This window comes from Bacillus cereus group sp. N11 (assembly GCF_016483605.1).
GTDB classification, from domain to species: domain Bacteria; phylum Bacillota; class Bacilli; order Bacillales; family Bacillaceae_G; genus Bacillus_A; species Bacillus_A toyonensis.
Genome location: NZ_JAEHBN010000001.1, coordinates 239769 through 263150 on the forward strand (window position 1 = coordinate 239769; position 23382 = coordinate 263150).

Consider the following 23382-nt stretch of genomic DNA (forward strand, 5'->3'; position numbering starts at 1 on the left):
ATTCACATAAAATCGTATCTAAACGCATTTTTGCAGTTTTTATTGTTTATGTTGCTATAAATCCATCACAGCAAATCCTAATCAATAATTGCTTAAGATTTAACGAATCCAAATCATTTTTAATCGACAAGAAATTTTTCTGCATAAAAATTATTTCTATACAAAATATAAATTAATAATTTTATTTTATGTTTTACTTATTCAATTTATTGCTATTTACACACGTTTTACAGCTTTACTTTATTTGTTGTTATTTCTATCATTTATGCTTGACTTTTAATGCGCTTATTGTTCTATACGCTAGTTAACATAACGTTTATTTGTAACATAAAAAAATCTTCCTCACCTTCAGGAAGATTTTTTAACTTGCTATTAGATTATATATATCTTTTTAGTAGCAATCCCAATTGTAAATAACATTGGAAAAATCTAGATTTAACAAATCATCTTTCTTTATAAAGAAATTAGCAACACCAGAATCTCCCCACATAATATGTAATGAGTCGTCTGTATCGATTTGCAGCAATAAAACATCATGCTGTTTGTATTTTTCTTGCCATTTTCTTGGATCTGTCTGTGTAAAAAATGGATAACCACCAATTTTATGCCCTTGATCTTCGCATAAATCATCATACAGTTCGCCTAATTCTGTATTGTTTTCTTTATCAACGATTTCTTCCCAATCAATGTTATCGTTAAAAATCATTTCAAATCGATAATCTCTAGATGTTACTGGTTGATAATTCAATTCAAACTTTAGTTTTGCTGCTTCAGGTATGATAAAATCCTCTGAATCTAAAGTGTTTAAATAACTGAAATCAGTAATAACCTTAGTTAAATCTTCTGTAATTGTAGAATGATACATAATTCGAAAGTCTTTTTGGTCAGTTGGATGATCAAAATCTGCTCCAAAAAGCTCATCATCAGCACTTACGAAAAACTGTAACATACCATTTTGAGGCATATATTCAATATGAGGCATTTCTTCAAAGTTTAATTGAGCAAGTAGCATCATCGGTTGCCCATTTGAGTCTTTAGGATGCTCTTGATCTATAGGTAAATACGGATGACCACCAAACTTACTCTCAAAAAGAGTTGTCTCTGCTAATGTTCCAGAAACTTTAACATACGGTTTCACACTTTCTTCTAAAATACTACGATACTGTTCTAGTTCTTTCGGAATTTGAAGTTGATACGTATTCTTCATCACATTTGCCTCCCTTTAATAATGAATTGAAAATGCCTTACTTAATTATATAGTAAGAGATAGCTTCATTGAAAATTGTTAAAAGTCCGTTTTCATCCTCGTTTTTTGCGCACTTGGTGGACAAAGTAGATTATGTTCTAAAACCTTTTTATTAATAGTTCGAATTAAATCCGCTGCTTCTGCAGTATTTGTAGTTTCTTTTAGCCTTTCTTTTAAATCATCAATTTCCTTTGAAAGCTCAATCCACCTAGGTAAAACATGATTATTTTTCAAAGTTCTATACAGTTGTTTTTCAGGATTATACGAAAGATCTTTATCTAGATTTAGAGGTTTCCCTTTACCTGGCAAATTATCAAAAGACCCTTTCTTTTCTGCTTCTTTAACGATAGAACTAATATGATCCTCATACGTATAGGACCAAACTTTCTCATCTTTTACTAAAATCTCTTGCTTTTTTAGTTTTTTATCTAGTTCTTCTTGATTCATAAAATCTCTCCCTTTTATATTTTATAGTAGCGTTTTTGTAGGTTTTAATGCTTTCAACCCATCAAATAACTTTTCTCGCCACCAAACACCGTCATGACCGCCTTGAAACTCTTCATAAGTAATTTGGTATCCTTTTTCTTTTAAAGCTTTATACAGGCGTCTATTAGCTGTTAAAAGAGGTTTGTTTTCAAGTTCTCCTGCTGCTATGTAAAAATGAGGTTGACTCGTATTGAAATCTATAGATGAAATTTGATTTTCAGTCCAAGGAATTTGATTTTCATAACCATCCTTTTTCCAATGCACGGATTCAGACATTGACAACACGTTTCCGAAAACATGTGGATTTTGAAGCGCTGCATAAAAAGCTGCTAAGCCACCAAGACTGAAACCGGCAATTGTTGTATGTTTCGCTTCTTGATGCACACGATACTTAGCGTGAATCCACGAAAGTAATTCCTCCGTTAAAAATGCATTCATTTTATCGTTATAAGTTAGCTCTTCTAGTCGATCAACTGGTTCTATAGCAACAGCAATACAAGATGGGATTTCTTTTTCGTATATTAAATAATTAAGTGTTCTTGTGATTGAAAGGTTATTAACGAAAGAATTCCCATCAAACACAATGAGAAGTTCTTGAAGATGTGAAGTGTGAGAATAATCATGAGGCGTATAAATATGAATTTTACGTGTGTTATTTAAAATTGAACTATGAAAAGAATATGTTTCAATTTTTCTAGATGGATAATGGATTAAAGGAAAACGGTATCTAAGCGCCTCTCCCTCCCTTACATCATTCTATATGTACTTCTTTCTTCGTATTAGAATCCCTATATAAACAAGGTATTAAAATTGTATTTTTTATGAAAAAAAAAACGCACAAGCAGCATAATTTGTACGTTTTAATTTTTATTCAGTAAGATAATATAGTAATAGTTTTCGCGCTTTCTCATATTTCATGAAATCTCTATACAAAACGGGATACTTCACAATTTCTGTTTCTATAGAACGATATTGCGGAAACCATTCGAAAAATGATTTTCTCAGCCACTTTATTTGCTCAAACGAAATCTCCTTTTCGTTTTCATTAAGTACGTAACTCAAAGTCCCTGCTGTATGCATCCAATAATAATTTAAATCAGCGCTTATACAATCATCTTCTGTGAACATATTTTTATAATCTTTCCGTATTTTTTGAATGTCACAATTCGGAAATGGTTTATATAGAGGACTATGCATTTTTTGCAATTCATTAAACATAACTTGTTTTCCTAACTTCAAATACCCACTCCTTTATTTCTCTATCCAATTTAATAAGTTTTCATAGTGATATTGAGCATCGATATACCCAAGATTATATAGATTAACAAGCTTTTCCTTATTTCTTTCTATTCCGCTTATAGGAAGTTGTACGCTAGGCTGAATAACATAAAAATTTTCTTTTTGTTCTTTTTGATTCATATAAGATATCGTCTCATTATAAAAACGATAATGCTCTACTAAAGTCTCTGCGATTTTCGGATATTTTCTATATAAAATTTTAGCCAGGCCAGAAAATTTATTTCGCTGCTTCTCATATCCTTCTGGTTTTGTCATAATAACAACATTCTTTTCATAACCATCATTTTGCGCTTTCAAAATTGGTACAGGATCTATAATTCCTCCATCTAACAATTTTCGATTATCATATTCTACAGCAGGTGCTATAAACGGTACAGAGCTTGATGCACGAATGATTTTTAAAATATCATTTCCATGTTCCTTTTTATTATAATAAACAGCCTGTCCTGAATCGCAATCGGTCGTTCCAATTACAAACTGTTCATTTGAATGTAGGAAAGTTTGAAAATCAAAAGGTACAATCTTGTTTGGTACTTCGTCAAATAGAAAATCCATACCAAATAATTCACGTTTTCGGATTAAATTTCGATAAGATATATATCTGTGATCTGCTACTAGCTCTGTATTTACTTTCTTATTCCTTCCTTTTTGACGTGACAAATAGGTTGCTCCCATACACGCTCCAGCAGATACACCGACTACATACGGAAAGAATAAGTTTTGTTCCATGAAATATTCGAGTACTCCTGCAGTATATAAACCTTTCATTCCTCCGCCCTCTAATACTAAACCAATATTCTTCATGCTATATCCCTCTACTCCTTTTTTCTTACTTACATATTAGCACAAGATTTTAAGATGAGGTTATATAATTGAATTGCAACAATAACCAGAAACTACTAAAGTAATGTCATAATTTCTTAGTAAGTAGCATGGTACAATATAAGTAACACATCCCACATATATTAAAGGAGGAATTTCATATGGGCTTATTTAGCGGTATTTTAGGAAATGCATCGAATGCGAGTACAGAAAGTGTAGAACGTGATTTAGAGAAGATTATGCTAGACGATGAGAAAGTTGAGCATGCTTATAAATTAATTCGCGATTTAATCGTATTTACAAATCGTCGTCTTATTTTAGTAGATAAACAAGGAATATCAGGTAAAAAAACAGAGTATCATTCTATTCCTTATAAAAGTATTACACAATTTAGCATTGAAACAGCTGGGCATTTTGATTTAGATGCAGAGCTTAAAATTTGGGTGTCTAGTATGGATGATCCAATTGCAAAAGAATTTAAAGGTGACGATAGTATTTTAAGCATTCAAAAAGCGTTAGTAATATATACGACAAAATAGTTATTTTGTATTTTTATTCATTTATGAAATTACTAACCCGAATATTTTGGAAGTATATACAATATTTTTGTATATTTAATCTCTATTAACATAAAAAGGTAAAGCGTACTTCTAATGCTTTACCTTTCTTTTTTGTAATAAATAAGTGTAGCTTTATCATTTAATTTCTTTATAACTTCTGTTCTTTTATAACCTATCTTTTCATATAAAAAACAATTTCTCTCTTCTTCTAAAATAGTAGCAAGTTCCCAACTCATCGCTTCAGGAAACATCTCCTCAATTAATAATAATATTTTTTGAGCAATTCCGTTTCCTTGAAACTCTGGATGTATGAACATAGGACTTATCCAAAATTGATTTGTTTTTTCTTTATGATATATACACATTGCCCCAACAAACTGACCATCTACTATAATTTTATAAAATCCACCATTTGGGTATTTTATTCTTGTCATCGTTCGTTGAATCGGCTCATTTGCTGGACTCGTCTCATAATCTTGATACTTCTCTAATAACGGATAAAATGATGTAATTTGCATTGTAAATATGTCCAGTGCATCTTTCTCAGTTGCTCTTTTTAGTATAATATTCATCTTACCAATCTAGACGCTTTCTTAATGAAGTAATATGAGCTGTATGATGACGACCGTGCCATGCGTATAGTCCAATTGCAACAGCCAGTTTTGTTTCACCAGATTCAGGATGATTAAATGTCTTTTCTAAATCAGTAGGTTCTAATGAATATAAAAGGTTAACCCATCTTTTATGTAATGAATCTAGCATTACTAGTGAAACATCTACAGGTAGTTTCGAATCTGGTAATTCTGCCCATTTTTCTTCTTTATACGGTTTAATAGTTGGATTCTTTTCTGTTAGTGCTAATTTAAAGCGTATGTAACTATTCATATGGCTATCAACAACGTGATGAACAACTTGACGAACTGTCCATCCACCAACGCGATACGGTGTGTCTAACTGCTTCTGATCTAAATCTTTAATTGCCTTTGCTAAATCAGTAGGTACATCCTCAATTTCTTGAATCCATTTATCAATCATTTCCTCAGTAATAGGACGCTTGTATGTAAATTGGCCAATTGGATATCGTAAATCATTCATGAATAAGTCCCCCCTATTATTTTGAACACGAAGTAGTTCTGCAAATATAATGTACAAAATTTACACGTTCTCCGTTTAAGTCTACAGAAGTTGTATCTGCTTCATTTTTAAAAGAAAATCCGCTTTTTTCTAGTACAATTTGTGATGCAAGATTATTAGTCGTTGTTTTAGCATGAACCTCATTAATTTCATTATTTTTCGCTACGTCTAAAATTAATTTTACAGCTGCTGTTGCAACTCCTTTTTTAGTGAATTTTTCTCCGACTCGATAACCTAACGAACTGATTCGAGTTTCGGTATCTATATTTACTAAGTTAATTCGTCCTACAATTTCTTTTTCTTCATTACGAATTAAATAAAAATAAGAACTTCCATCTGCCTGTTCTATTAATAAATCGTCTAATAGTTTTTGAAAATATTCAAAATCGAAATATTGCGAACCACGATTTGGTACCATCGTTTCAAAAAAAGATTTATTCGTAAGTTCAAATGTAAATAAATCCGCAGCATCTTGTTTTTTTAGTTGCTCTATGTATATTTCCATCCCGTATTCTCCTTCTTGATTTACTAACTGTTATACATTCTTTTTTAATCAATTATATTCCTGCTATTTCTTTCGATTAAGTAATACAGCTAGTAGCACTTTCGGATGAAAAAGGTGAAATGGACTACGAATTAAATTCATCACTCGTACTAACCGAATATAAACATCAGAATCACTTGCGGAAAGTCGATATATTTGTTTCGTATACCATAGCTGAAATTTTTGTTTCGTAGTTAATTCTCTCTTTAGCTGCGGGTGACGTGATATTTCCGTTGTTGTCATATCCCAAGGGATTTCTATTATGTCAGCTGTCTTTTTATAAAATTGTTGTGTAAATGTTTTATCGAGCTGTTTTCTACTTTGCAAAAGTAATTGCAATTGGTGAGCTTCCATAGCAGCAACTGAAACACCTTGACCGAAAACAGGATCAAAACGACATTGTGCATCTCCAACTACTAACAACCCTTCTGGTACATTGTTAACTAAATCAAATCGCCGGCGTACTTGATAGGGAATTTTGTATGTCTTTATATCAGTAATTCCCTCAGCCTTGTTTAGGAAGTCTGTAACATTAGAAATTGATAGGTTTTCAGCAAAATCATAAAACTCATCATCTGTTTGTGGTGCTTTCTCATTTGCGTATCCACTGAAAGTAACAAAATAACGATTATCTTCAATCGTTTGAATAAGAACGCCATAAGGGTTTTCAGGGAAACTCGGAGACATTAGCATATTACAACAGTCTAACTCCTCATTTTCTTTAAGTTGGAACATTTTTGTTGCGTAAAATAAATCGATACGAACTTTCTCTTCTTGTACTTCAATTTCGTATTCTCGTAGCCACTCCATACTTTTTGAGCCAAATCCACTTGCATCAATTACAATATCTGCATGAACTTCTTCTTGCATGCCTGTCTCTAAATATTTAACTTTTACTCCACACACTTTGTTAAGCTTCCCATCTACTAATAACCCATTAACTAATGTTTTATATGTAATAGTAATATTTGAAATTTGATCAATTCGTTTTTGAATATGCCATTCTAATAAAGGACGACTTTGTTGAATCATATGAACTTCCCCTATGAATGGTTGTTTCCATAGACCAAATTGATGCCATTTCAAATCACGCGTAAAGTTATTTATAATACTGCCCGCTTTTATTAATTCATTCGTAATAGTAGGAAACAATTCTTCAATTGCTTTTTCTCCACCTTTTAATAACACGTGAGGATGATCGCTTTGTGGAACTCTTTTTCTTGAAGCTTTTCCATCCCATTTGTCACCGACTTCTAAAATGATTACTTCTTTAAAAGAAGTTGATAATGCCTTTGCTGCAAACTTTCCCGCCATACTTCCACCAATAACAATAGCCTTATTAAACATATTCTCCCCCTTAATAAAAAGAGATCCTGTCGTGTATAAATGAAACAGGACCTTAATTACATTGCTTCTTTATCATTATAATTAAAATACATGAGTAAATTGCAACGTTAAAATTAAAATACCTAATCCCCATACGTAATACGCGAATACTTTTAAGGAATGACGTTTTAAATATTGAATCATCCATGAAACTGCTATGTAACCAAAGAAAGCTGCTGATAACGTTCCGACAATTAATGATGTACTAGAAATAGATTCTGCTTTCCCTTGAAAAACATCTATAAATTGCAAGATGATTGCTCCGACTATTGCTGGCGTAGATAATAAAAAAGAAAAGTATGCTGCTGTTTCACGGTCTAGTTTTCTCCATAAAGCAGCGACAATCGTCATTCCAGAGCGAGAAATTGCCGGGAAAATAGCAGCCGCTTGAAATGAACCAATGATAAATGCATCTTTATATGTAATGTCGTCCATTTTTTTACGACCATCCTTTTGTTTATCGGCCATATATAGAAAGAAACCTGTCACTAAAAACTCCCAACCGATGGTAATGCCTGTTTTTGAAATATCTTCAAAGAAGTCTTTAAATAATAAACCGATTACAACCGCAGGTATCGTCCCAACGATAAGTAATAACATAAGCTTTGAAAATGGATTTTTCATTAAATATATAAATTCTTTTTTGTAATAAATAAACACGGCAAGCAAAGTCCCAATATGCAGCGTCGTATCTAAAAACAATCCCGCTTCATCTAATTGAAACAAATGCCGTCCTAAATAAAGGTGCCCTGTACTACTAATCGGTAAAAACTCTGTTAACCCTTGAATTATACCTAAAATAAATGCTTCTAACCAATTCATGATGGTCTCCTTTCTCGTTTGCTTGTACCAATATATGAAGGTTAAATTTTCGATATGAAAAAAACTATATTTCTCTATGAATTTACTTTTAAATTATGGATATATATGTAAAGAGAGTCGAGGTGGGTTAATATGTGGAGGCACACAAAATTCGGCAATGTATTACTTTGGGTGGGACCTATCCTTGTGTTTTTAGGATTATGTATGACTAATGTTATTTCAGACATTCCTTTCTTTGAAGGAAAACATAAAACGCTCGGAATAATAATTTTATTTATAGGGGTTTTCTGTTTAATTGCTGCTAATTATTTTAAAAAAGGAGAAAGAAATGAAGAATAAAGCTAAATAAAAAAACAATCCCAGTATAAATGCTAGGATTGTTTTTCGTTTATGTTGCTTATTTATAGAATACTTTATCAACGTTATATTTTGCTTTGTATTCATTAATGATATATGTTTCGTAAATTTCTCTTTCTGTTGGATCTTCTACGATACATGCATCAATACGGTATACTTCGTCACGATGATTTTTAATTGGTGAAACATTGTCTTCAAAGTGTTTTTTAATACGTTGTCTAATTTTACGAGCTTTACCTACGAAAAGCAGTTCGTCATTAATATTGTAAAACATAAAAATGCCGCCTTTATCTCTAGGGAACAAGTGGAAATCGATAAAACCATTAATTGGAGTAATGATTGCCTCGTCTCCTTTAATAACTTGTTTACGTTCAGTAATTGAAACATCAGCTTCAGGAATATTAATTTTAATCAAGTTCATTCACGTCCTCTTTTATTATAAAGATAAATAATAGCATACATACGTAAGAAAAGCTATGTCCAGAGGCATATTTCATTTTATAATTCAAATATTATAGGTGTATCATGTAAACTCTTCTTCCAAATCATATGATCACTTGATTTTCCCCAATAATCCTTCAGTACATAACTAGGTTCTCCAAACTTCTTTGTCCATATACTTTGTGCTTTTTTGTATCCACTATCTAAACAGTATTCTGCTATTCCTCTGCTAAGTAATGTAAGATGCATTGCATGTAATAGTAAACTCCCTATACCCTTTCTTTGATACTCAGGAAGTATAAATACAGTTCCTATTTCATACAAATCCTTAAGTACACCGCCTGTACAACTAGTAATCAATGTACTTGCTGGACCAATTTCAATTGTTCCAATCATTTTATCGTTATTTGTATCTATCGCTAATAAAAAGTAACGATTTTCTCCATTACTATCAAAATCATCTTTTAAATATTGCTTTTTCGAGTTAATTTCATTTTCTATGTCATCCAATAATTGTGATAATCCTTCATTTTTATATGTATCCGTAATAACTATACGGAAAAACAAGTGAAGTTCCTCTAAATCATCCAAATTCGGCCTTCTAATCGCAACGTTAGTCATGAATGAATTCTCCAATCTATGAAAATATACGAGAACAGCTTATATTGTAAATGTATTTTGGTGTTAAACAATAACTTTATCATGTGAATTGCTTCTTTTTGAATTTATATATCATCACAACATATATTCGTCTAAAACTATTATATGACATGATTAATACAATACTTTATATACTCTATTCAATATTATTCTACAAAAACCTGCATAGATCCAGCAGTAAAGAAAGCTCAGTACAAAGATTGATAAAATAATTTTTATGTCTAAAGTTGTATGAACAGTAGGGCCAAGTACTGGAAAACGGAAAATATCGAGAATGATCATAATACCTATAAGTAGGCATATCGCAGAAAAGGAAACAACCCATATTCTCCTCCTTAATCTTGAAAAGGATACTCCTAACGCTATACCTAATAAGCCAGTAGTAAAAGGGAAAACAAATAGTTCGCTTGGTTGAATAATAAATAATAGAAAAATAGTTAGAACATAAGAAAGTATTCCCTCACGAATAGAATAACAAATAGCAAAGAAAATAGGTAACGTCGCAAATGGACTAATGAGTAATCCTATACCAGGAATTAAGTTCCCAGCTACTTGAAACATGGTGGCCAATGCGCTCATTAAAGCTGTCATTGCTAACTTATTTACAAGGGACAACTTTCTTTTATGAACAAAGTTCGCGTCATGCTCTATCATCAGTTGATACCAATAACGTACAAACCGATTCATCAAAATACCCCCTAAAGATACCTCATTCATCACTTTCTATATTATTCATACACTTTTTGTTTATGTGTTACTTTCTGCCTGGTTATGACTCACTATCCAGGAGTCATTTATTCATAGTAGTATTTTTAGGGAGACGACAGGTCGTGCATTTTGAAGAATGTAGACTGAGAGTTTATATCATATCAAGGAACAATCTCATAAATAGTACCTTTGTTAAAATCAGATACTTTCATAGAACCGTAAACACCTAAATATAATTTAGTTTGATCCAAATTTGCTCCTAAACTCATATAATAAGCTGCTTGCGTACCAAAATCATAATTGGTTTCAATAACATGAAAGTCATTATGTTTACCGTCTGTACCGGCTCTAGTATATGCTAAAACACCTTTAACTGGAGGACGAGAATCTTCTTTCTTAGCGAGGTCAGTAAATACGACACTACCTGTTAAATTTGGAATTGCAGTCCCCATATATGGCTGAACTCCTGTAAGTGAAGTTCCTCCAAATTTATCCGGTCTAGAGTCTTTATGGAAATAACTAATAAGAGGCTGAATACGCTTCACTGATGTTTGGATTGTTTCATCATAATAAGCCATTATCCTCTCATCCAAAGTAGGATTCTCAGAACAGTGTCTTATAAAAGAGGTTGGTAAATCTCCTTCCCATCCTCGCCAACCAAAATTAAGAAATCCTTCTTGATTAGGAGTAGAACTCATTAAATACGTTTGAACAAGTTCTGTAACCGGAATTGATTTATAATGAACAAACGAGAAAATCGACTCTACGATATCCTGTCCGACATTTCCAGCGTATTTGATATATAGATTATAAAACCTTTGGAATGTAATACCGGTTATATTTCGAACACCTTTCGCAATTACTGTAAGGGTTTCTTGTATAGATAAAGGAAGTTCATTAAAGCGCGTTACTACTGGAGGATTATGTATGATTGTATTTTTACTTACATCGATTTCAATGATTTTACCTGCTATTTCTAAATCATCTTGGCTTAAATTAAATGGGTCATAACCTGATCCACCATCTCCATTTGTAAAAACAAGTTTTCCAGTCTCCGGTGAAAAATTTAAACTATTAACGCCGTTATGATTGAAAAATGGCCTTCTTATATTAAGTAATGTTCTTCGTTTTTCAGGTTGACCGTTTGATTGTAAAATCCATTCCTCAATTGCATCAATATGGTCATATTGAGCATCTCTATTTACCCACTTTAAGTTTAAAGATTTAGGGTCACAAGGATTCGGTTTAAATTGTTCTGAAAGCGCACCAGCCCCTTGAGTTCCAGCTACTGAATAATGAAGGTAAAATAAACCGTTATGATTAAATTGTGGATGAAACGCTAGTCCTAGTAACCCTCGCTCATCATAGCCACTACTAGAAACGCCTTCTTCAGATGTGCCTAATTTAATAATCCGATTACGAATATTTAAAAATGTCTTTATCGCTCCGTCTCCTATGTAAAAAATCTCTCCTAATTGAGTTGCGACAAATAGTCTTTCAGTTGAATCACCCGGAAGTATAGTGGTTTTCATCACAGTCGGTAAATTTATATTATGAACAATGGGCCGTAAACTAACTTGAATTTTTGTCAATTAACTTTACACCCCTTTTGCTTCTTTTTATAGAAGAATATGATAAGAGTAGTTCTATTAGTATTAAATAAACGATATTCCTTTTTATTACAATTTTGCATATAATATAAGTATATACAATCTAGGGGGACCAACGATGACAATCGTACTACAAATCATCTTACCACTAATTTTCGCAGTGTATTTATTTATCCTCTATCGTAATGAGAAGTTTGGATCAGCTTCATTCCTTTTAGCGGTCATAATTGGGATTTTCGGTTAAGAGAATATTTTTCAATATGCTAGTTTAACAGATCATGCTGTTTATCCATATTGGGGCAGTTTGAAAGCTGTTGTTATCATTTTATCAGTCGTATTTCTATTTAAAAAAGGAGGTCTGACAGGAAAATACTAATTTGTAACGCTGTACATATTTTCTTATCCTATTGCTTTTATTTTACAAAAGAAGAAATGTCCATGTAAAAACAAGAAGGAGTGTGTTACATATGTCTATAAATATTATTTCTATAGTTTCTATAATAATATGGATTGTGTTGATTACAGAACTTATAAAACCTTCAAAAGAACAGAATGGACGAAAAATAGTAACTTTATTAACGGCCGGTTCCGCATCAACAATTATTTTGACGGTTTCATTTATTCAAAATATCCCGTTTTGGAATTGATAGTGATATAATTACAAAAAATATTTATAAATAAAAAAGATTAGGATTCGCTCCTAATCTTTTTTATTATTCAATTGCACCAGCAACGTCATAATCATTTAAATCTAATTCAATTGGTTGTCCTAGCGCTAGTTTAGCTAATTCAGATCCTAAATATGGACCAGCCGTTAAACCTGAAGCTCCTAATCCATTCGCAACGAGAATACCTTCAAAGTTAGGTAGTGGGCCAATAACAGGTAAGAATCCAGGCGTGAATGGTCTGAATCCAACTCTTGTTTCAAGCATTGTAGCATTTTCTAAACCAGGTGCAACTGCTAATGCTTTATGGAATACTTCATGTAAACCACCTGCTGTTACACGATGATCAAAACCAGTGTCGTTTTCATGTGTCGCACCAATTACGACATGACCATTATCAAATGTTAAAATGTATTGATCGTTTGGCGGCATAACAACTGGCATATTTTCTGTTGCTGTATTTTCCATTTGCAGGTGAACAATTTGTCCTTTTTGGAACGTAACTAAGAAATTAATTCCTAATGGGTTTAATATTTCATTCGCCCATGCACCTGCAGTTACAATAACTTTTTCTGCTAAAATTGTTTCATCATTTACTTTAACACCCGTAATATGATTCCCTTCACGGACTAATACTGCATCGCCTTTTAAAAAAGTTGCACCATGTTTTTTCGCAGCGCTTATTAATGCGTTGCGTAATAATCTTCCGTTTACTCTTGCAGCACCACTAATATGAACAGAACTATATTCTTCTGATAATGCCGGGAATAATTTTTTCGTTTCTTCAGCTGATAAACGCGTAATTTCACCAATCTCTGGTGCATCTTCACGTCGTTTATAAGCTCGCTCTTCCATTTGATCTAGTTTTTTCTCGTCAGTATGTAAACTAATTGCACCTACACGGTTGTATCCTGTATCCGTTTCACCGTCTTCTTCTAATTGTTGAATTAACGACGAATAGTAACGCGCACCGCCTTTAACGATTTTATACCACGCTTTATTACGACGTTGTGAAAGCCATGGACATACTATACCTGCTGCTGCATCAGTGGCTTGCCCTAATTGTTGGCGATCCACGATAGTAACATTCGCACCAGCCTTAGCCAGATGATAAGCAGTAGACGCTCCTAAAATTCCAGATCCAACTACAATATACGATTTCATTTCAAACACCTTTTCTCTTTGCTAATTATATAAATATAAGAACATTCTTAAGTATAATAGAAGGAATCCTTTTTTCAATGTACTCATCGCAATTAATTATTTCACCATTGTGACTTTCCTAATCGTTATTTCTTCTGCTTACGGAATAATTCAATTGTTTTATAGCCTTGTGAAAGGATTTCAATCATTTTCTCAAGGCGTTTTTCACGTGTTTTTTCTTGTTTCACTGAAAATAAATTACGTGCCCAATCTTTTTGATATCCAGGAGTTAAACTTTGATAAAACTTAAGTTCATTTGGATGATTAGCTAATAAAGCTTCAACATCTTTAATTCGACCTGCATAATCGGCAACACATTGACTCATAGCAGGCGTTTTCGTCGCTTTTTTCTTTTCACGCTTTAAGCCTACAACAGTAAAGACGTCATCCATACTTACCATTCGAGCAAATTTAATTTCGCTTTCTCCTACATAGCCATCTTCTCCAACGCTTAATGCTGGAAACATCTCATCGCGGTGAATAAACGTACTGTAACGAGCATTACCTTTTTTCGGATATGCGAAAAAGATATAACCTTTTTCAAGTAATAATGCTTCATTACTAATAATAAAATTCGTTTGTTTCACCATTTCATCAAGCGTTTCAACAAAAATAAAAATAGCATCGTGTTCTTTTGAATATGCAGTTTCTTTACCTGTGAAAATGTCATAATCACTTGGTTCGTTAATAACAACCATATTCGTATACTTATTAAGTTTCAATTTATCGATAACTGACATAATAATCTTCCTTTACATTCGAAATTCATTGTACATACTTTTTTATACTGTTCTAGTGTATTATATCTATTTAGAAAATCAAACTTTAAATAGTATTATTCTGTTTCAAAAGAACAAAAATCTTTATTTGAAGAACTGGTTTTACAAGAGGATGATGGAAAGGAACCAGTTTTTAATTCATATGAAGAGGCTGCAGAAACATTAAAAACATTAGAAGAAAACCTTTTAAACCAAAAATTATACAAATAGCCGATTCCGAATAAGAACAGGCTATTTGTACAATCACAACTCAATAGTAAATAAAGTATATAAAAGCTCTCTATATTGATCTTCTGTAATTTCACGCTTAGTTTTTGCTCCATACATCATTTTAGTTAAACTAGAATTCGTTAAAGAGATATGGCCAGCGTTCGTCAACTTTACTGCAATTGATCCTTTATTGAAAATAGACTTTTCATCTTCTACCACTCTTCTTTGAACATCGTTTACTACTGTCTCGTCAATAATATGAGTATAAAAAGCATGACAAACTTTCCATTCTCCAGCAACATCTATTCTTTCTAGAACATAATTGCCTTTACTCGTATCTTTTCGTCTTACCCGGTACGAACCGTTTTTTGAAGAAACAGACTCACCAGTAAAAGGTACAGGAACGAGGGGTACTAACGAAGCTATACCTACATCAATTAAATACTGTACGTTATCTTTATTTAAAATAATTGTTATATGTCCGTCCTCAAGTGCCCAAGCGTTTATATCATTTTTATATACAGTACCTAGTGCGAGTTGTACATCATAACCACTATCTTTTAAAAAATAATAAAAAAGAGTATTTAATTCATAACAAAGCCCACCGCGGGAACTAGTTAAAATTTTCTCTTGTAAGTTTTTCATAGAAATTGCATTTATATTACCTGCTATAACATCTAAATTCTCAAACGGTATTGTGTGAGCAAATGCAAAGAGTATTGTACTTAATTCTTCAAATTTTATTTCAGTACGTTTTTCAAGGTTTAATCTTGTAAAGAGTTGGTCTTGTAACTTTGTCATATTCAGCACCCCTTAATAAGTTATAAGTTTAAATAATATATGCTGATTGTATATGTGATGAGGTACTGTAACAATGTACATTTCGTTTAACTGTACCGGTACAAAAATTCTAATTCACAAGATTGCCTAATATAAGAATTAAAATAAGAGGCATCATTAAAATGCCTCTTATTTACTCTGGGATGTTACGAATATAAATGTAATAGTTTGTCTATGGATACATTATTAATATTACTTAAATCAATAAAATATTGAAGTTGCCACATTTGGCTCTTTTTAGCTTGATTACTAACAGGTTTATCCCATATAGGATAAACTCTCATAGCCATCTTTCCTTTTTGACTTTGAGTTTTTAATATTTTTTCTTCAAGAAGAATCTCTTTTGGGAAAATAAATTGTCCTAGTTTATGATCGTTAATACAAGTGATAACTAATAAGTCAGGAGCAGCGTCATAAGAAAACGCTTGATTTTGCATGTTTTCATTTTTCTCCCAAAAAGAAACAAATTGACCAATTTTGTTAGGAGTAATTTTTGATACTCTAAAACGTATCGTTTTGTTATTTAAGTGAAATAACGCCCCAGCATACTCTGAGTTTTGTCTTTCTTCTTTTAGATTAGTGATTATTAAGTTATTAGGTTTATATACTATGTTATTTAAATTTTGAATGATATCATTAAAGTTGTTCAAGTAAACGCCCCCTTTATCCATCTTTTAGTTTATCACAAACGTTAGTTCTTATATATCATATAGATAACATATAGTAATAACGACGTGAAAAAGAGGGGTATTTTAGTGGAACATGATTATGCAGGTTGACTAGATTATTTCAATGTACTCAATTTTTCAATTGCTTGTTGTTCAGTTGCTAAGTAAAAAATATCTTTCCCTTTATTACATTCATAAATAAAATCCTTTAAGCTTTTACTAGTATACATAGAGAAATCTCCAACAATAGCAATCTTTACCTTGTAGTTTATAAACTTTTGAAGGATATCGCCCGCAAGCCGTGTTTTTAGATCAAAGAAATCTTCACTTATTAAAGATTTATGGATAATAATATGTTTCGCATCTACCTCATATTGAACTGTTGCCATAGTATCTAATGCAGACTGAACATCCGATATTAATACCTTATCGTTTCTAATGACCGCAATATTGATTCCATCGATTATTACTTTCTTTATTTCCATAGTCCCACCCCTTTATAATTTACACAGTATGAGTAAAATTGTTTTACAAAACTTCGTATTAATCATAGATTAAATTAGCCGCAGCTATTAAAATCGCCTCTATTTTTTATTACTAATACGGTCAATGAAATTAATGGATAGTTTCTCTTTTTTATATTTTTGAATATATATATGAAATTGCTTTTACTTGTTATACAAATATTGTGGAGTAACATAACTTAACAAACTATCCAAAGTGTTAATCTCGGCATATGGTTGTATTTTGGTAGTATTCTTGATTTTCTGAGGGTTAAACCACACACCTTTTATATTTGCATTTTGAGGACCAGCAATATCCTTTTCTAAGTCATCCCCAACAAATAAAGTATTTTCCGGCTGTAAATCTAGCTTTTTTAATGCTAGTTCGAATATACGTTTATCAGGTTTACTAAATCCCACTTCTTCAGAAATAATGATTGTTTCAAAATACCTATTTAAATTCGTGTTAAATATTTTAGCTTTTTGCCTCTGAGTTGAGCCATTTGTTATAATTCCAACTTTAAAGTGCTTCTTTATTTGATTTAAGAAATGAATAGTATTTTGGTCTATTGAAAAACATCTAGGGAAATTATTATTCCAAAAATCTTGGATGTAATTGCGTGGCAATCTATAACTCGGCGTGAATTCATCAAACAATGATTCTAAAACCGTCGTTTTATTACTTATGCCATATTCTCTTTTATCGTATTCTTTGAATTTCTGTAACATGTTGCTTTTAGCCGCACCATCTACATTTTCATAACACTTTTCTAAAACAATTAAAAATAATGCCTCTACTGCTGTATCCCTATCAAGTAATGTATCATCTAAATCAAACAGCATCGCTTTATAACCCATCAAATAATTTCACAACCTTTCTCGCATGATTTAAATAATCCTTAGTTCACACCTTAAGTGTTTACTAAATTAGCAAAAAAACTCTAAAGTTTGTGACGTACACTCTATAATTTCGCTAGCTTTTTTTATATTGAAATTCATTTCCGTTTCCCCTTCTAGTAAGTAGCGAAAGTATATGTTCACACAGTTTAAGAAATCACATGTAATTCCCAATATTATACATTAGTTTTTTGGAAATATAAATCGTTCAGCTTTTCATACGATAAGTTTTTTCAAGCATACAATTATTTTTTCATAAAACGGAATATGGCTAATAATATTTTTTTGGAGAATACACATTCTTGAAAATGGAGCTAATACGTTAAACGTCCTATGAAGTTCCTATTGTATCTCCACATAAACTCCAGATAGTACGGCTATAATGACTACCAGAGGTGATATTATGAAAAACTATCATATTCTCGTGGTAGAGGATGATCAAGAAATTCAGGAATTAATTAAACAATTTTTAATGACACAGCATTATACAGTGGTAGTCGCTTCAGATGGACTAGAGGGTATGACACAATTTAATAAGCAATCATTTGATTTAGTTCTTCTAGATGTCATGATGCCCAATCTTAATGGGTTTGAAGTTTCTAAAATGATTCGAAGTCAGTCAAACGTACCAATTATTATGCTAACTGCGTTAGAAGAAGAAGAAGATCAAATGAAAGGATTCGACCTTGGGATCGATGATTATATAACAAAGCCCTTTTCATTTCATGTTTTGATTAGACGAGTCGAAGCTGTACTTAGAAGAAGTTATGATAAAAATGTAAATAATCATTTGATATTTAAAGAAGTGCGTATTGATGTGGATGCATATAGAGTATATGTAAATGACGTTGAAATTATATTAACGACAAAAGAGTTTGAAATTCTACAACTACTATTTCAAAATGAGAGAAAAGTACTTACAAGAGAAAATATCGTAGAAAAGGTTTGGGGTTACGATTATTTTGGAGAAACACGAATAATCGATACACATATTAAAAACCTACGCAAAAAATTAGCTATCCCTTATATTAAAACAATAAAGGGTATTGGATATAAAATTGATGAATAGTATTGTGAAACTCATGAAAATGAAGCAAATTACTTATAAACTCTTTATGACTACATCTCTCATTTTATTATCCTTTGCAATATTGATTTATTTAACTTTATACTTCTTTCTTCCGACGTTTTATGAGCAATATAAAACAGATCAACTTCAAACAGGGATAAACGAAATCATTGATAAATCTAAAAATCTTACGTTTCAAGATGCGATACCACTTTTTGATGAATACGCCAAAAAAAATAATGCGATGCTTTATCTTCAAAATAAAGAAGGAATAATGATTTACTCTCCTTCATTTTCTTTTATTCAAAGTGGTACGCAAAAAACAGTAGTTACTAAAGCAACACGATTCGAGAATGCAAGTACCCTTAGCAATTCATATAACGTTACGAAACCAATTCAATTTCAAGATGGTAGTTTAACGCTTGTAGTGTTTGCTACATTTCAACCGATTGATGAAGCTTCACAGGTTTTAGTACGCTTTCTCCCCTATATTAGTATCATTGTGCTCGTTATTGGTATAGGGAGTGCTTATTTTTATTCCAGGTTTATTACAAAGCCACTTATTTATATTAATGAAGGTGCACAAAAGATGGCAAATTTAGATTTCTCCGAAAAAATTGAGGTTCGCTCTACAGATGAGTTAGGAGAATTATCTAATAGTTTGAATGACATGTCTATTAACTTGCAACAAGCTATGTTTGATTTAAAAAAAGCAAATGAACAATTAAAAAATGATATTGAAAAAGAAAGAGAAATAGAAACAAAACGCAGAGAGTTTTTTGCGATTGTAGCACATGAATTAAAGTCCCCTCTTACTGTAATGAAAGGATACTTAGAAGGAATGATATACAATATTGGCCCTTATCAAAATCGCGATCAATATTTAAAGAAGAATCATCAAATTATTGAAAGTATGGAACAATTAGTTCGTGAAATTTTAAGCGTATCGAAATTAGAACAACACACCTTTAAACTAAAAGTAGAAAAAGTTAATCTTTCAAAGTTAATAAATACAATTACAAAAGATCTCGAATTTTTCGCTTCACAAAAAAACATCCAAATAATAAAAGAAATTGATTCTGATCTTTCCGTTTATACAGATTATGTTCTTTTAGAAAAAGCATGTAAAAATATTATCCATAATGCGGTTATGTATTCACCACATAATGAAAAAGTTTATATACAGTTAAGTAAGGATCCTAAACAAGGTCAAATTAAAATACAAATTATGAATACAGGTGTCAATATTAAAGAAGAAGATATACAACAAATTTTCAAACCGTTTTATCGAATTGAAAAATCAAGGAATCGAAATACTGGAGGAAGCGGTTTAGGACTGTATATTGTGAAACAAATTCTTGAAACGCTAGATATAAAGTATTCTATAAAAAATATGGAACATAGTGTGCAATTTTGTATGAACATTCCATTATCTAAACAAAAAACAAATAAACTCCCCTCTTAGTAGGACGAGTTTATTTGTTTTTGTAGTAAGTATAAACTTATGATGAAATCATTGTAGTGGAAATAGATTATGAAATTGATTCAAGTTTAGGATAGTTCATTTTATAATTTGATTTTGGAGTTAGCATAACAATTATATATATAAAATCCTTAAATAGATTTGATCACTAGTTGGTTTTAGAAAACCTATAGTTATTACCATTGATGTTGAGGCACAGACCGCAAATCAGAAAAAACCCACACTAAGAAAAATAAAAGCCTTGCTGCATTTGAAGTATGGCAAGGCTTTTTTAAATTGCTCAATTCTTGTTCCACTAACGTCTTTGTTAGCTAAAAATTTAATTGTTTTAATAGCCTTTTGTTTAATTCCCACAATGCTGTTTTGTTGCTATCCCATTTCAAAAGCGTTACTGCTTCCTCAAAGCATAACCATTTATAATTGAAGTGTTCCTTAGATAATGAAATATTTTTTGTAGGAACTTTAACTCCAAAAGAAAATTCTTTTATTACATAAACATCTTCTCCCCAAAGGAATCCTCCAACTACATCCTCTACTGGTAATGAAGACACAGAATCTAATGTTATATATGGACATTCTCTTATAATACCAGCCTCTTCAAACGCTTCCCGTTTTGCTGATTCAATAGGAGTCTCACCATCTTCTCCACCACCAGCTATTCCTTGCCAATAACCATAATCACTTCGGTTAAAAATGGCATATTGAATGGAATCGTCAGTTTTTATATAAGGAAAAATCAATACTTGATATGGTGCTCTCATTGTTTAACCTCCTCCCGAAAATAAACTTTAAATAAATATGAACAATTTATTCACTAACTTGCCATTTTAGTGAATAAAGAGCCGACATCACAATTCTACATTAATAATGCAGGTTTATGGTCGCGGCTCTCCATTTTTAAAGAATTTTATTTTTCATAAACGGGGGTCACGATACATTTCCATCATCTCAAGAGGTTTTAATACCCTCAAAAGCGTTATCTTTTCTAAGCAAGATAAATTAGAAAGGATGACGTTTTCTTATAAATCCCTCGATTCAAGATGAACTACTACCATTTGCAGAAGAATTACAACAATATCACACGTACGGTTTCCGAATCCATCATATCCATACGCATTGATCGTTCCATCTGCCAATGTTTCTTTCTTTAATTGATTAATAGAATCGTATTCATAGGAAACAGTTCGTAAAGATTCGTCCCTATATTTCTAACGTATTAAGATTTATAAAAGTTTTTTACAATTTTATATTTGATTTTTTAGTAACTCAACATATCATATCGTTAGGACTGAGTTACATATTTTGAAATCATCATCAGGAAAATCTGCAGATGTGCGGGTTCTTTTTTATAACATAGCGTCAGATAGTAGAGGCGAAACGAATGGGAACTTTAAAGTCTTGAAAACGTGATACATATCTTTTTATTGCGATGTTAATTTATTTTTCTAGCATCTTCATCTCAATACTTATTATGGACAGTACATTTAACTGGTTAAGCTTTATACTTGCACTGCTATCCTTATGTGCCTTAGCCTTAGCCTTCACCATACAAGACATTAAAAATAAGAATTACAGAATAAAATAAAAAAGCATCTGATTCAGATGCTTAACTCTCAATTTTATAGAATATTGACGCCCATGACCATACAGCTACCAAATACAATACATAGTAAACCTAACAGGATTAAAAACTCTGGTAGATCAAAGTGGTCTAGTAGCGCACCTATTAATAATCCAAAGGGATAGAATACAATTTCGATCCAGGTTACGCCCCCTGCTTTTTTTATTTCTCGGTAAGATACAATGCTAACAATTAAAATGCCTAACACAATCAATCCTATCCCTAACATCATTCATCAATTCACCCTTTTTAAAATTTAAAAATCTAGCTTTTCACTTTCATATACTGCTCTTTTACACGTGCCAGTAAGTCCCGCAGCTTATTTTCTACAGGATGTTCTTGATTTTCTGGTACTTCTCTTCCATTTGATGAAAAGCTTTGTGAGCATGCACTTTGTGTAACTTCAAATTTTGCATATGGGAAAGTGTGCTCATTTTCTTCACCAACGTTTTCAGTAGTGCTTCCATTTGAACCAGCGCGTATGCAGTTCTCGTCAAGTTTTGTGCGCTTCCCTTCCTTGTTTACCGTGTAATAGGTATCGTTGACCGTACCATATTTCATATCGGCTGTAGATGTTACTGCGGTTCCGTCTGCGGTGAATGTAACTACACGAAAACTATCTTCTTCTGGCAACAATTCCGCTCCAGGTACATTGTATAGTACCACTAAATCTCCTTCGTACGCTTCAGGAATGAGATAAATCGTATTTGTGGTGTCTTTTCCAAATCGGATACAACCGCTTAATACAATCATAAAAAAGATTCCGAAATAAATTATTACTTTTCTCATAGAGTCTCTCCCGCTATTTGTAAGAATGGTATAGTATTTATTATATAATGCAATATATTTCCTTGGATAGAATAAGTTTCTGGTTTAAAGACAACCTTCCTTAGCTTGATGGTGATGTGGTATTCCCTAAAAAGAAAGACTAAGGAAGGTCCCATAAACTAAAGCTCTCCTTTAGTTGAAAAAAAGGAATCCTCTCATTGTTTCTCACTTTGTAAATCTTATTGTTTACTAAAGATAAAGTGGTCTTCAGGCTTCCAAACGTGCAGATGGTCAGGAATGTATCTGCGTAGCCACAACATGACATTAATTCGTCTAGGATAAAAGCCATTTGAAAAATCATCGTCTTTAGATAATATTTCCAATGATATTGTGATGAAGCTTGTTGTTTTTGTGATTTTTATAAATAAAATTAATGGATATATTAAAAACCGTACTCATAAATGGAACAAATGTGTTACTTAGATTGTCTATTACGTATAAAAAGGTGTTCTTGGTAGTTCTCTCCTTTTGTAATGCAAGAAATACAAGATGAGTCCTATCCTGTACATTTGTTAATTGTATTGGTATGTAAAATACCAAT

General features: G+C 31.9%; 27 protein-coding genes and 2 pseudogenes. 6 read left to right on the forward strand and 23 right to left on the reverse strand.

The genetic code is table 11. The annotated features are described in order from the left end of the window. Window positions 1–391: 391 nt before the first annotated feature. The 5 genes and pseudogenes from JDS98_RS01215 to JDS98_RS01230 all read right to left on the reverse strand — a co-directional run bounded on the left by JDS98_RS01215 (window position 392) and on the right by JDS98_RS01230 (window position 3835). Window positions 392–1207: a YwqG family protein gene (locus JDS98_RS01215; protein ID WP_199633460.1), complete on the reverse strand. Its 816-nt coding sequence runs from the start codon at window positions 1205–1207 to the stop codon at window positions 392–394. Window positions 1208–1285: 78 nt separating this feature from the next. Further along, window positions 1286–1693 (reverse strand): DnaJ family domain-containing protein, encoded by a 408-nt coding sequence (locus tag JDS98_RS30050; protein WP_001070918.1) that lies wholly within the window; start codon window positions 1691–1693, stop codon window positions 1286–1288. Window positions 1694–1714: 21 nt separating this feature from the next. Further along, window positions 1715–2455 (reverse strand): annotated as a pseudogene (locus JDS98_RS30055) (alpha/beta hydrolase); the annotation flags it as partial. Window positions 2456–2599: 144 nt separating this feature from the next. After that, window positions 2600–2971 (reverse strand): YxiJ-like family protein, encoded by a 372-nt coding sequence (locus JDS98_RS01225; protein WP_199633461.1) that lies wholly within the window; start codon window positions 2969–2971, stop codon window positions 2600–2602. 12 nt (window positions 2972–2983) lie between these two features. Then, complete coding sequence (locus JDS98_RS01230) at window positions 2984–3835, reverse strand: patatin-like phospholipase family protein (RefSeq protein ID WP_097958634.1); 852 nt, start codon at window positions 3833–3835, stop codon at window positions 2984–2986. 179 nt (window positions 3836–4014) lie between these two features. Between JDS98_RS01230 and JDS98_RS01235 the strand changes: the two genes are divergently transcribed. Further along, a complete protein-coding gene (locus JDS98_RS01235; RefSeq protein ID WP_000522466.1) occupies window positions 4015–4392 on the forward strand; it encodes a PH domain-containing protein in 378 nt (125 codons plus the stop codon). Window positions 4393–4511: 119 nt separating this feature from the next. On the opposite strand, the gene JDS98_RS01240 is transcribed toward JDS98_RS01235, so the two are convergent. From JDS98_RS01240 to JDS98_RS01260, 5 genes are all read right to left on the reverse strand, one after another. Next, window positions 4512–4985 carry a GNAT family N-acetyltransferase gene (locus JDS98_RS01240; protein WP_199633462.1) on the reverse strand — a complete coding sequence of 158 codons (474 nt, stop codon included), beginning with the start codon at window positions 4983–4985 and terminating at the stop codon, window positions 4512–4514. 1 nt (window position 4986) lies between these two features. Next, complete coding sequence (locus JDS98_RS01245; protein WP_000999060.1) at window positions 4987–5508, reverse strand: YfiT family bacillithiol transferase; 522 nt, start codon at window positions 5506–5508, stop codon at window positions 4987–4989. Window positions 5509–5524: 16 nt separating this feature from the next. Beyond that, the gene (locus tag JDS98_RS01250) at window positions 5525–6052 is read right to left on the reverse strand and encodes a GNAT family N-acetyltransferase (protein ID WP_000409230.1); all 528 of its coding nucleotides are present in this window, start codon (window positions 6050–6052) and stop codon (window positions 5525–5527) included. 63 nt (window positions 6053–6115) lie between these two features. After that, window positions 6116–7438 carry an NAD(P)/FAD-dependent oxidoreductase gene (locus JDS98_RS01255; protein WP_000482067.1) on the reverse strand — a complete coding sequence of 441 codons (1323 nt, stop codon included), beginning with the start codon at window positions 7436–7438 and terminating at the stop codon, window positions 6116–6118. Between the two features lie 81 nt (window positions 7439–7519). After that, a complete protein-coding gene (locus JDS98_RS01260; RefSeq protein ID WP_001104286.1) occupies window positions 7520–8299 on the reverse strand; it encodes an undecaprenyl-diphosphate phosphatase in 780 nt (259 codons plus the stop codon). A gap of 132 nt (window positions 8300–8431) precedes the next feature. Between JDS98_RS01260 and JDS98_RS01265 the strand changes: the two genes are divergently transcribed. After that, window positions 8432–8638 carry a hypothetical protein gene (locus JDS98_RS01265; RefSeq protein ID WP_000269008.1) on the forward strand — a complete coding sequence of 69 codons (207 nt, stop codon included), beginning with the start codon at window positions 8432–8434 and terminating at the stop codon, window positions 8636–8638. 58 nt (window positions 8639–8696) lie between these two features. On the opposite strand, the gene JDS98_RS01270 is transcribed toward JDS98_RS01265, so the two are convergent. The 4 genes from JDS98_RS01270 to JDS98_RS01285 all read right to left on the reverse strand — a co-directional run bounded on the left by JDS98_RS01270 (window position 8697) and on the right by JDS98_RS01285 (window position 12057). Then, window positions 8697–9077 carry a nucleotide excision repair endonuclease gene (locus JDS98_RS01270; RefSeq protein WP_001048938.1) on the reverse strand — a complete coding sequence of 127 codons (381 nt, stop codon included), beginning with the start codon at window positions 9075–9077 and terminating at the stop codon, window positions 8697–8699. Between the two features lie 77 nt (window positions 9078–9154). Then, window positions 9155–9718 (reverse strand): GNAT family N-acetyltransferase, encoded by a 564-nt coding sequence (locus JDS98_RS01275; RefSeq protein ID WP_199633463.1) that lies wholly within the window; start codon window positions 9716–9718, stop codon window positions 9155–9157. A 153-nt stretch (window positions 9719–9871) separates the two neighbouring features. Beyond that, entirely contained in the window at window positions 9872–10444 is a 573-nt protein-coding gene (locus JDS98_RS01280) for a YybS family protein (RefSeq protein WP_097958639.1), read from the reverse strand. Window positions 10445–10626: 182 nt separating this feature from the next. Then, complete coding sequence (locus tag JDS98_RS01285; protein WP_097958640.1) at window positions 10627–12057, reverse strand: PQQ-dependent sugar dehydrogenase; 1431 nt, start codon at window positions 12055–12057, stop codon at window positions 10627–10629. Window positions 12058–12193: 136 nt separating this feature from the next. Here JDS98_RS01285 and JDS98_RS01290 point away from each other — a divergent pair. Together JDS98_RS01290 and JDS98_RS01295 are read left to right on the forward strand one after the other, a co-directional pair. Continuing rightward, window positions 12194–12451: pseudogene (locus tag JDS98_RS01290) on the forward strand (hypothetical protein). Window positions 12452–12542: 91 nt separating this feature from the next. Then, the gene (locus JDS98_RS01295) at window positions 12543–12722 is read left to right on the forward strand and encodes a hypothetical protein (RefSeq protein ID WP_140158463.1); all 180 of its coding nucleotides are present in this window, start codon (window positions 12543–12545) and stop codon (window positions 12720–12722) included. Window positions 12723–12788: 66 nt separating this feature from the next. Here JDS98_RS01295 and JDS98_RS01300 read toward each other — a convergent pair whose 3' ends face one another. From JDS98_RS01300 to JDS98_RS01325, 6 genes are all read right to left on the reverse strand, one after another. Beyond that, entirely contained in the window at window positions 12789–13904 is a 1116-nt protein-coding gene (locus tag JDS98_RS01300) for an NAD(P)/FAD-dependent oxidoreductase (RefSeq protein WP_033663300.1), read from the reverse strand. A 125-nt stretch (window positions 13905–14029) separates the two neighbouring features. Beyond that, on the reverse strand, window positions 14030–14683 hold the full coding sequence (locus tag JDS98_RS01305; RefSeq protein WP_000110851.1) for a YdeI/OmpD-associated family protein: 654 nt from the start codon (window positions 14681–14683) through the stop codon (window positions 14030–14032). Window positions 14684–14965: 282 nt separating this feature from the next. Further along, window positions 14966–15733, reverse strand: coding sequence for an arylamine N-acetyltransferase family protein (locus JDS98_RS01310; RefSeq protein WP_000164015.1), 768 nt, complete (start codon window positions 15731–15733; stop codon window positions 14966–14968). Window positions 15734–15918: 185 nt separating this feature from the next. Beyond that, on the reverse strand, window positions 15919–16422 hold the full coding sequence (locus tag JDS98_RS01315; protein WP_001058759.1) for a MepB family protein: 504 nt from the start codon (window positions 16420–16422) through the stop codon (window positions 15919–15921). A gap of 134 nt (window positions 16423–16556) precedes the next feature. Next, entirely contained in the window at window positions 16557–16925 is a 369-nt protein-coding gene (locus JDS98_RS01320; RefSeq protein ID WP_097958643.1) for a DUF4180 domain-containing protein, read from the reverse strand. Between the two features lie 183 nt (window positions 16926–17108). Next, on the reverse strand, window positions 17109–17801 hold the full coding sequence (locus JDS98_RS01325) for an HAD family hydrolase (protein WP_141555914.1): 693 nt from the start codon (window positions 17799–17801) through the stop codon (window positions 17109–17111). 442 nt (window positions 17802–18243) lie between these two features. Between JDS98_RS01325 and JDS98_RS01330 the strand changes: the two genes are divergently transcribed. Beyond that, window positions 18244–18909: a response regulator transcription factor gene (locus tag JDS98_RS01330; RefSeq protein ID WP_000800728.1), complete on the forward strand. Its 666-nt coding sequence runs from the start codon at window positions 18244–18246 to the stop codon at window positions 18907–18909. Then, on the forward strand, window positions 18902–20374 hold the full coding sequence (locus JDS98_RS01335; protein ID WP_097952574.1) for a sensor histidine kinase: 1473 nt from the start codon (window positions 18902–18904) through the stop codon (window positions 20372–20374). Before JDS98_RS01330 ends, JDS98_RS01335 begins: the two co-directional genes overlap by 8 nt. 329 nt (window positions 20375–20703) lie before the next feature. Here JDS98_RS01335 and JDS98_RS01340 read toward each other — a convergent pair whose 3' ends face one another. The 3 genes from JDS98_RS01340 to JDS98_RS01355 all read right to left on the reverse strand — a co-directional run bounded on the left by JDS98_RS01340 (window position 20704) and on the right by JDS98_RS01355 (window position 22802). Beyond that, the gene (locus JDS98_RS01340; RefSeq protein WP_001202610.1) at window positions 20704–21153 is read right to left on the reverse strand and encodes an NUDIX hydrolase; all 450 of its coding nucleotides are present in this window, start codon (window positions 21151–21153) and stop codon (window positions 20704–20706) included. Between the two features lie 858 nt (window positions 21154–22011). Next, window positions 22012–22245 carry a hypothetical protein gene (locus JDS98_RS01350; protein ID WP_000979111.1) on the reverse strand — a complete coding sequence of 78 codons (234 nt, stop codon included), beginning with the start codon at window positions 22243–22245 and terminating at the stop codon, window positions 22012–22014. A gap of 32 nt (window positions 22246–22277) precedes the next feature. Continuing rightward, window positions 22278–22802 carry a DUF6843 domain-containing protein gene (locus tag JDS98_RS01355; RefSeq protein WP_097958647.1) on the reverse strand — a complete coding sequence of 175 codons (525 nt, stop codon included), beginning with the start codon at window positions 22800–22802 and terminating at the stop codon, window positions 22278–22280. Window positions 22803–23382 lie beyond the last annotated feature (580 nt).

Bases quoted from the DNA above. Each gene is read 5' to 3' on its own strand.
- JDS98_RS01340 (WP_001202610.1), bottom strand. From the start codon at position 21,153: ATGAGAGCACCATATCAAGTATTGATTTTTCCTTATATAAAAACTGAC.
- JDS98_RS01305 (WP_000110851.1), bottom strand. From the start codon at position 14,683: ATGTCAGTTATCGATAAATTGAAACTTAATAAGTATACGAATATGGTT.
- JDS98_RS01280 (WP_097958639.1), bottom strand. From the start codon at position 10,444: ATGAATCGGTTTGTACGTTATTGGTATCAACTGATGATAGAGCATGAC.
- JDS98_RS01265 (WP_000269008.1), top strand. From the start codon at position 8,432: ATGTGGAGGCACACAAAATTCGGCAATGTATTACTTTGGGTGGGACCT.
- JDS98_RS01275 (WP_199633463.1), bottom strand. From the start codon at position 9,718: ATGACTAACGTTGCGATTAGAAGGCCGAATTTGGATGATTTAGAGGAA.
- JDS98_RS01310 (WP_000164015.1), bottom strand. From the start codon at position 15,733: ATGACAAAGTTACAAGACCAACTCTTTACAAGATTAAACCTTGAAAAA.
- JDS98_RS01320 (WP_097958643.1), bottom strand. From the start codon at position 16,925: ATGGAAATAAAGAAAGTAATAATCGATGGAATCAATATTGCGGTCATT.
- JDS98_RS01270 (WP_001048938.1), bottom strand. From the start codon at position 9,077: ATGAACTTGATTAAAATTAATATTCCTGAAGCTGATGTTTCAATTACT.
- JDS98_RS01295 (WP_140158463.1), top strand. From the start codon at position 12,543: ATGTCTATAAATATTATTTCTATAGTTTCTATAATAATATGGATTGTG.
- JDS98_RS01235 (WP_000522466.1), top strand. From the start codon at position 4,015: ATGGGCTTATTTAGCGGTATTTTAGGAAATGCATCGAATGCGAGTACA.
- JDS98_RS01325 (WP_141555914.1), bottom strand. From the start codon at position 17,801: ATGGGTTATAAAGCGATGCTGTTTGATTTAGATGATACATTACTTGAT.
- JDS98_RS01330 (WP_000800728.1), top strand. From the start codon at position 18,244: ATGAAAAACTATCATATTCTCGTGGTAGAGGATGATCAAGAAATTCAG.
- JDS98_RS30050 (WP_001070918.1), bottom strand. From the start codon at position 1,693: ATGAATCAAGAAGAACTAGATAAAAAACTAAAAAAGCAAGAGATTTTA.
- JDS98_RS01260 (WP_001104286.1), bottom strand. From the start codon at position 8,299: ATGAATTGGTTAGAAGCATTTATTTTAGGTATAATTCAAGGGTTAACA.
- JDS98_RS01230 (WP_097958634.1), bottom strand. From the start codon at position 3,835: ATGAAGAATATTGGTTTAGTATTAGAGGGCGGAGGAATGAAAGGTTTA.
- JDS98_RS01350 (WP_000979111.1), bottom strand. From the start codon at position 22,245: ATGATGTTAGGGATAGGATTGATTGTGTTAGGCATTTTAATTGTTAGC.
- JDS98_RS01300 (WP_033663300.1), bottom strand. From the start codon at position 13,904: ATGAAATCGTATATTGTAGTTGGATCTGGAATTTTAGGAGCGTCTACT.
- JDS98_RS01240 (WP_199633462.1), bottom strand. From the start codon at position 4,985: ATGAATATTATACTAAAAAGAGCAACTGAGAAAGATGCACTGGACATA.
- JDS98_RS01245 (WP_000999060.1), bottom strand. From the start codon at position 5,508: ATGAATGATTTACGATATCCAATTGGCCAATTTACATACAAGCGTCCT.
- JDS98_RS01355 (WP_097958647.1), bottom strand. From the start codon at position 22,802: ATGAGAAAAGTAATAATTTATTTCGGAATCTTTTTTATGATTGTATTA.
- JDS98_RS01215 (WP_199633460.1), bottom strand. From the start codon at position 1,207: ATGAAGAATACGTATCAACTTCAAATTCCGAAAGAACTAGAACAGTAT.
- JDS98_RS01335 (WP_097952574.1), top strand. From the start codon at position 18,902: ATGAATAGTATTGTGAAACTCATGAAAATGAAGCAAATTACTTATAAA.
- JDS98_RS01255 (WP_000482067.1), bottom strand. From the start codon at position 7,438: ATGTTTAATAAGGCTATTGTTATTGGTGGAAGTATGGCGGGAAAGTTT.
- JDS98_RS01250 (WP_000409230.1), bottom strand. From the start codon at position 6,052: ATGGAAATATACATAGAGCAACTAAAAAAACAAGATGCTGCGGATTTA.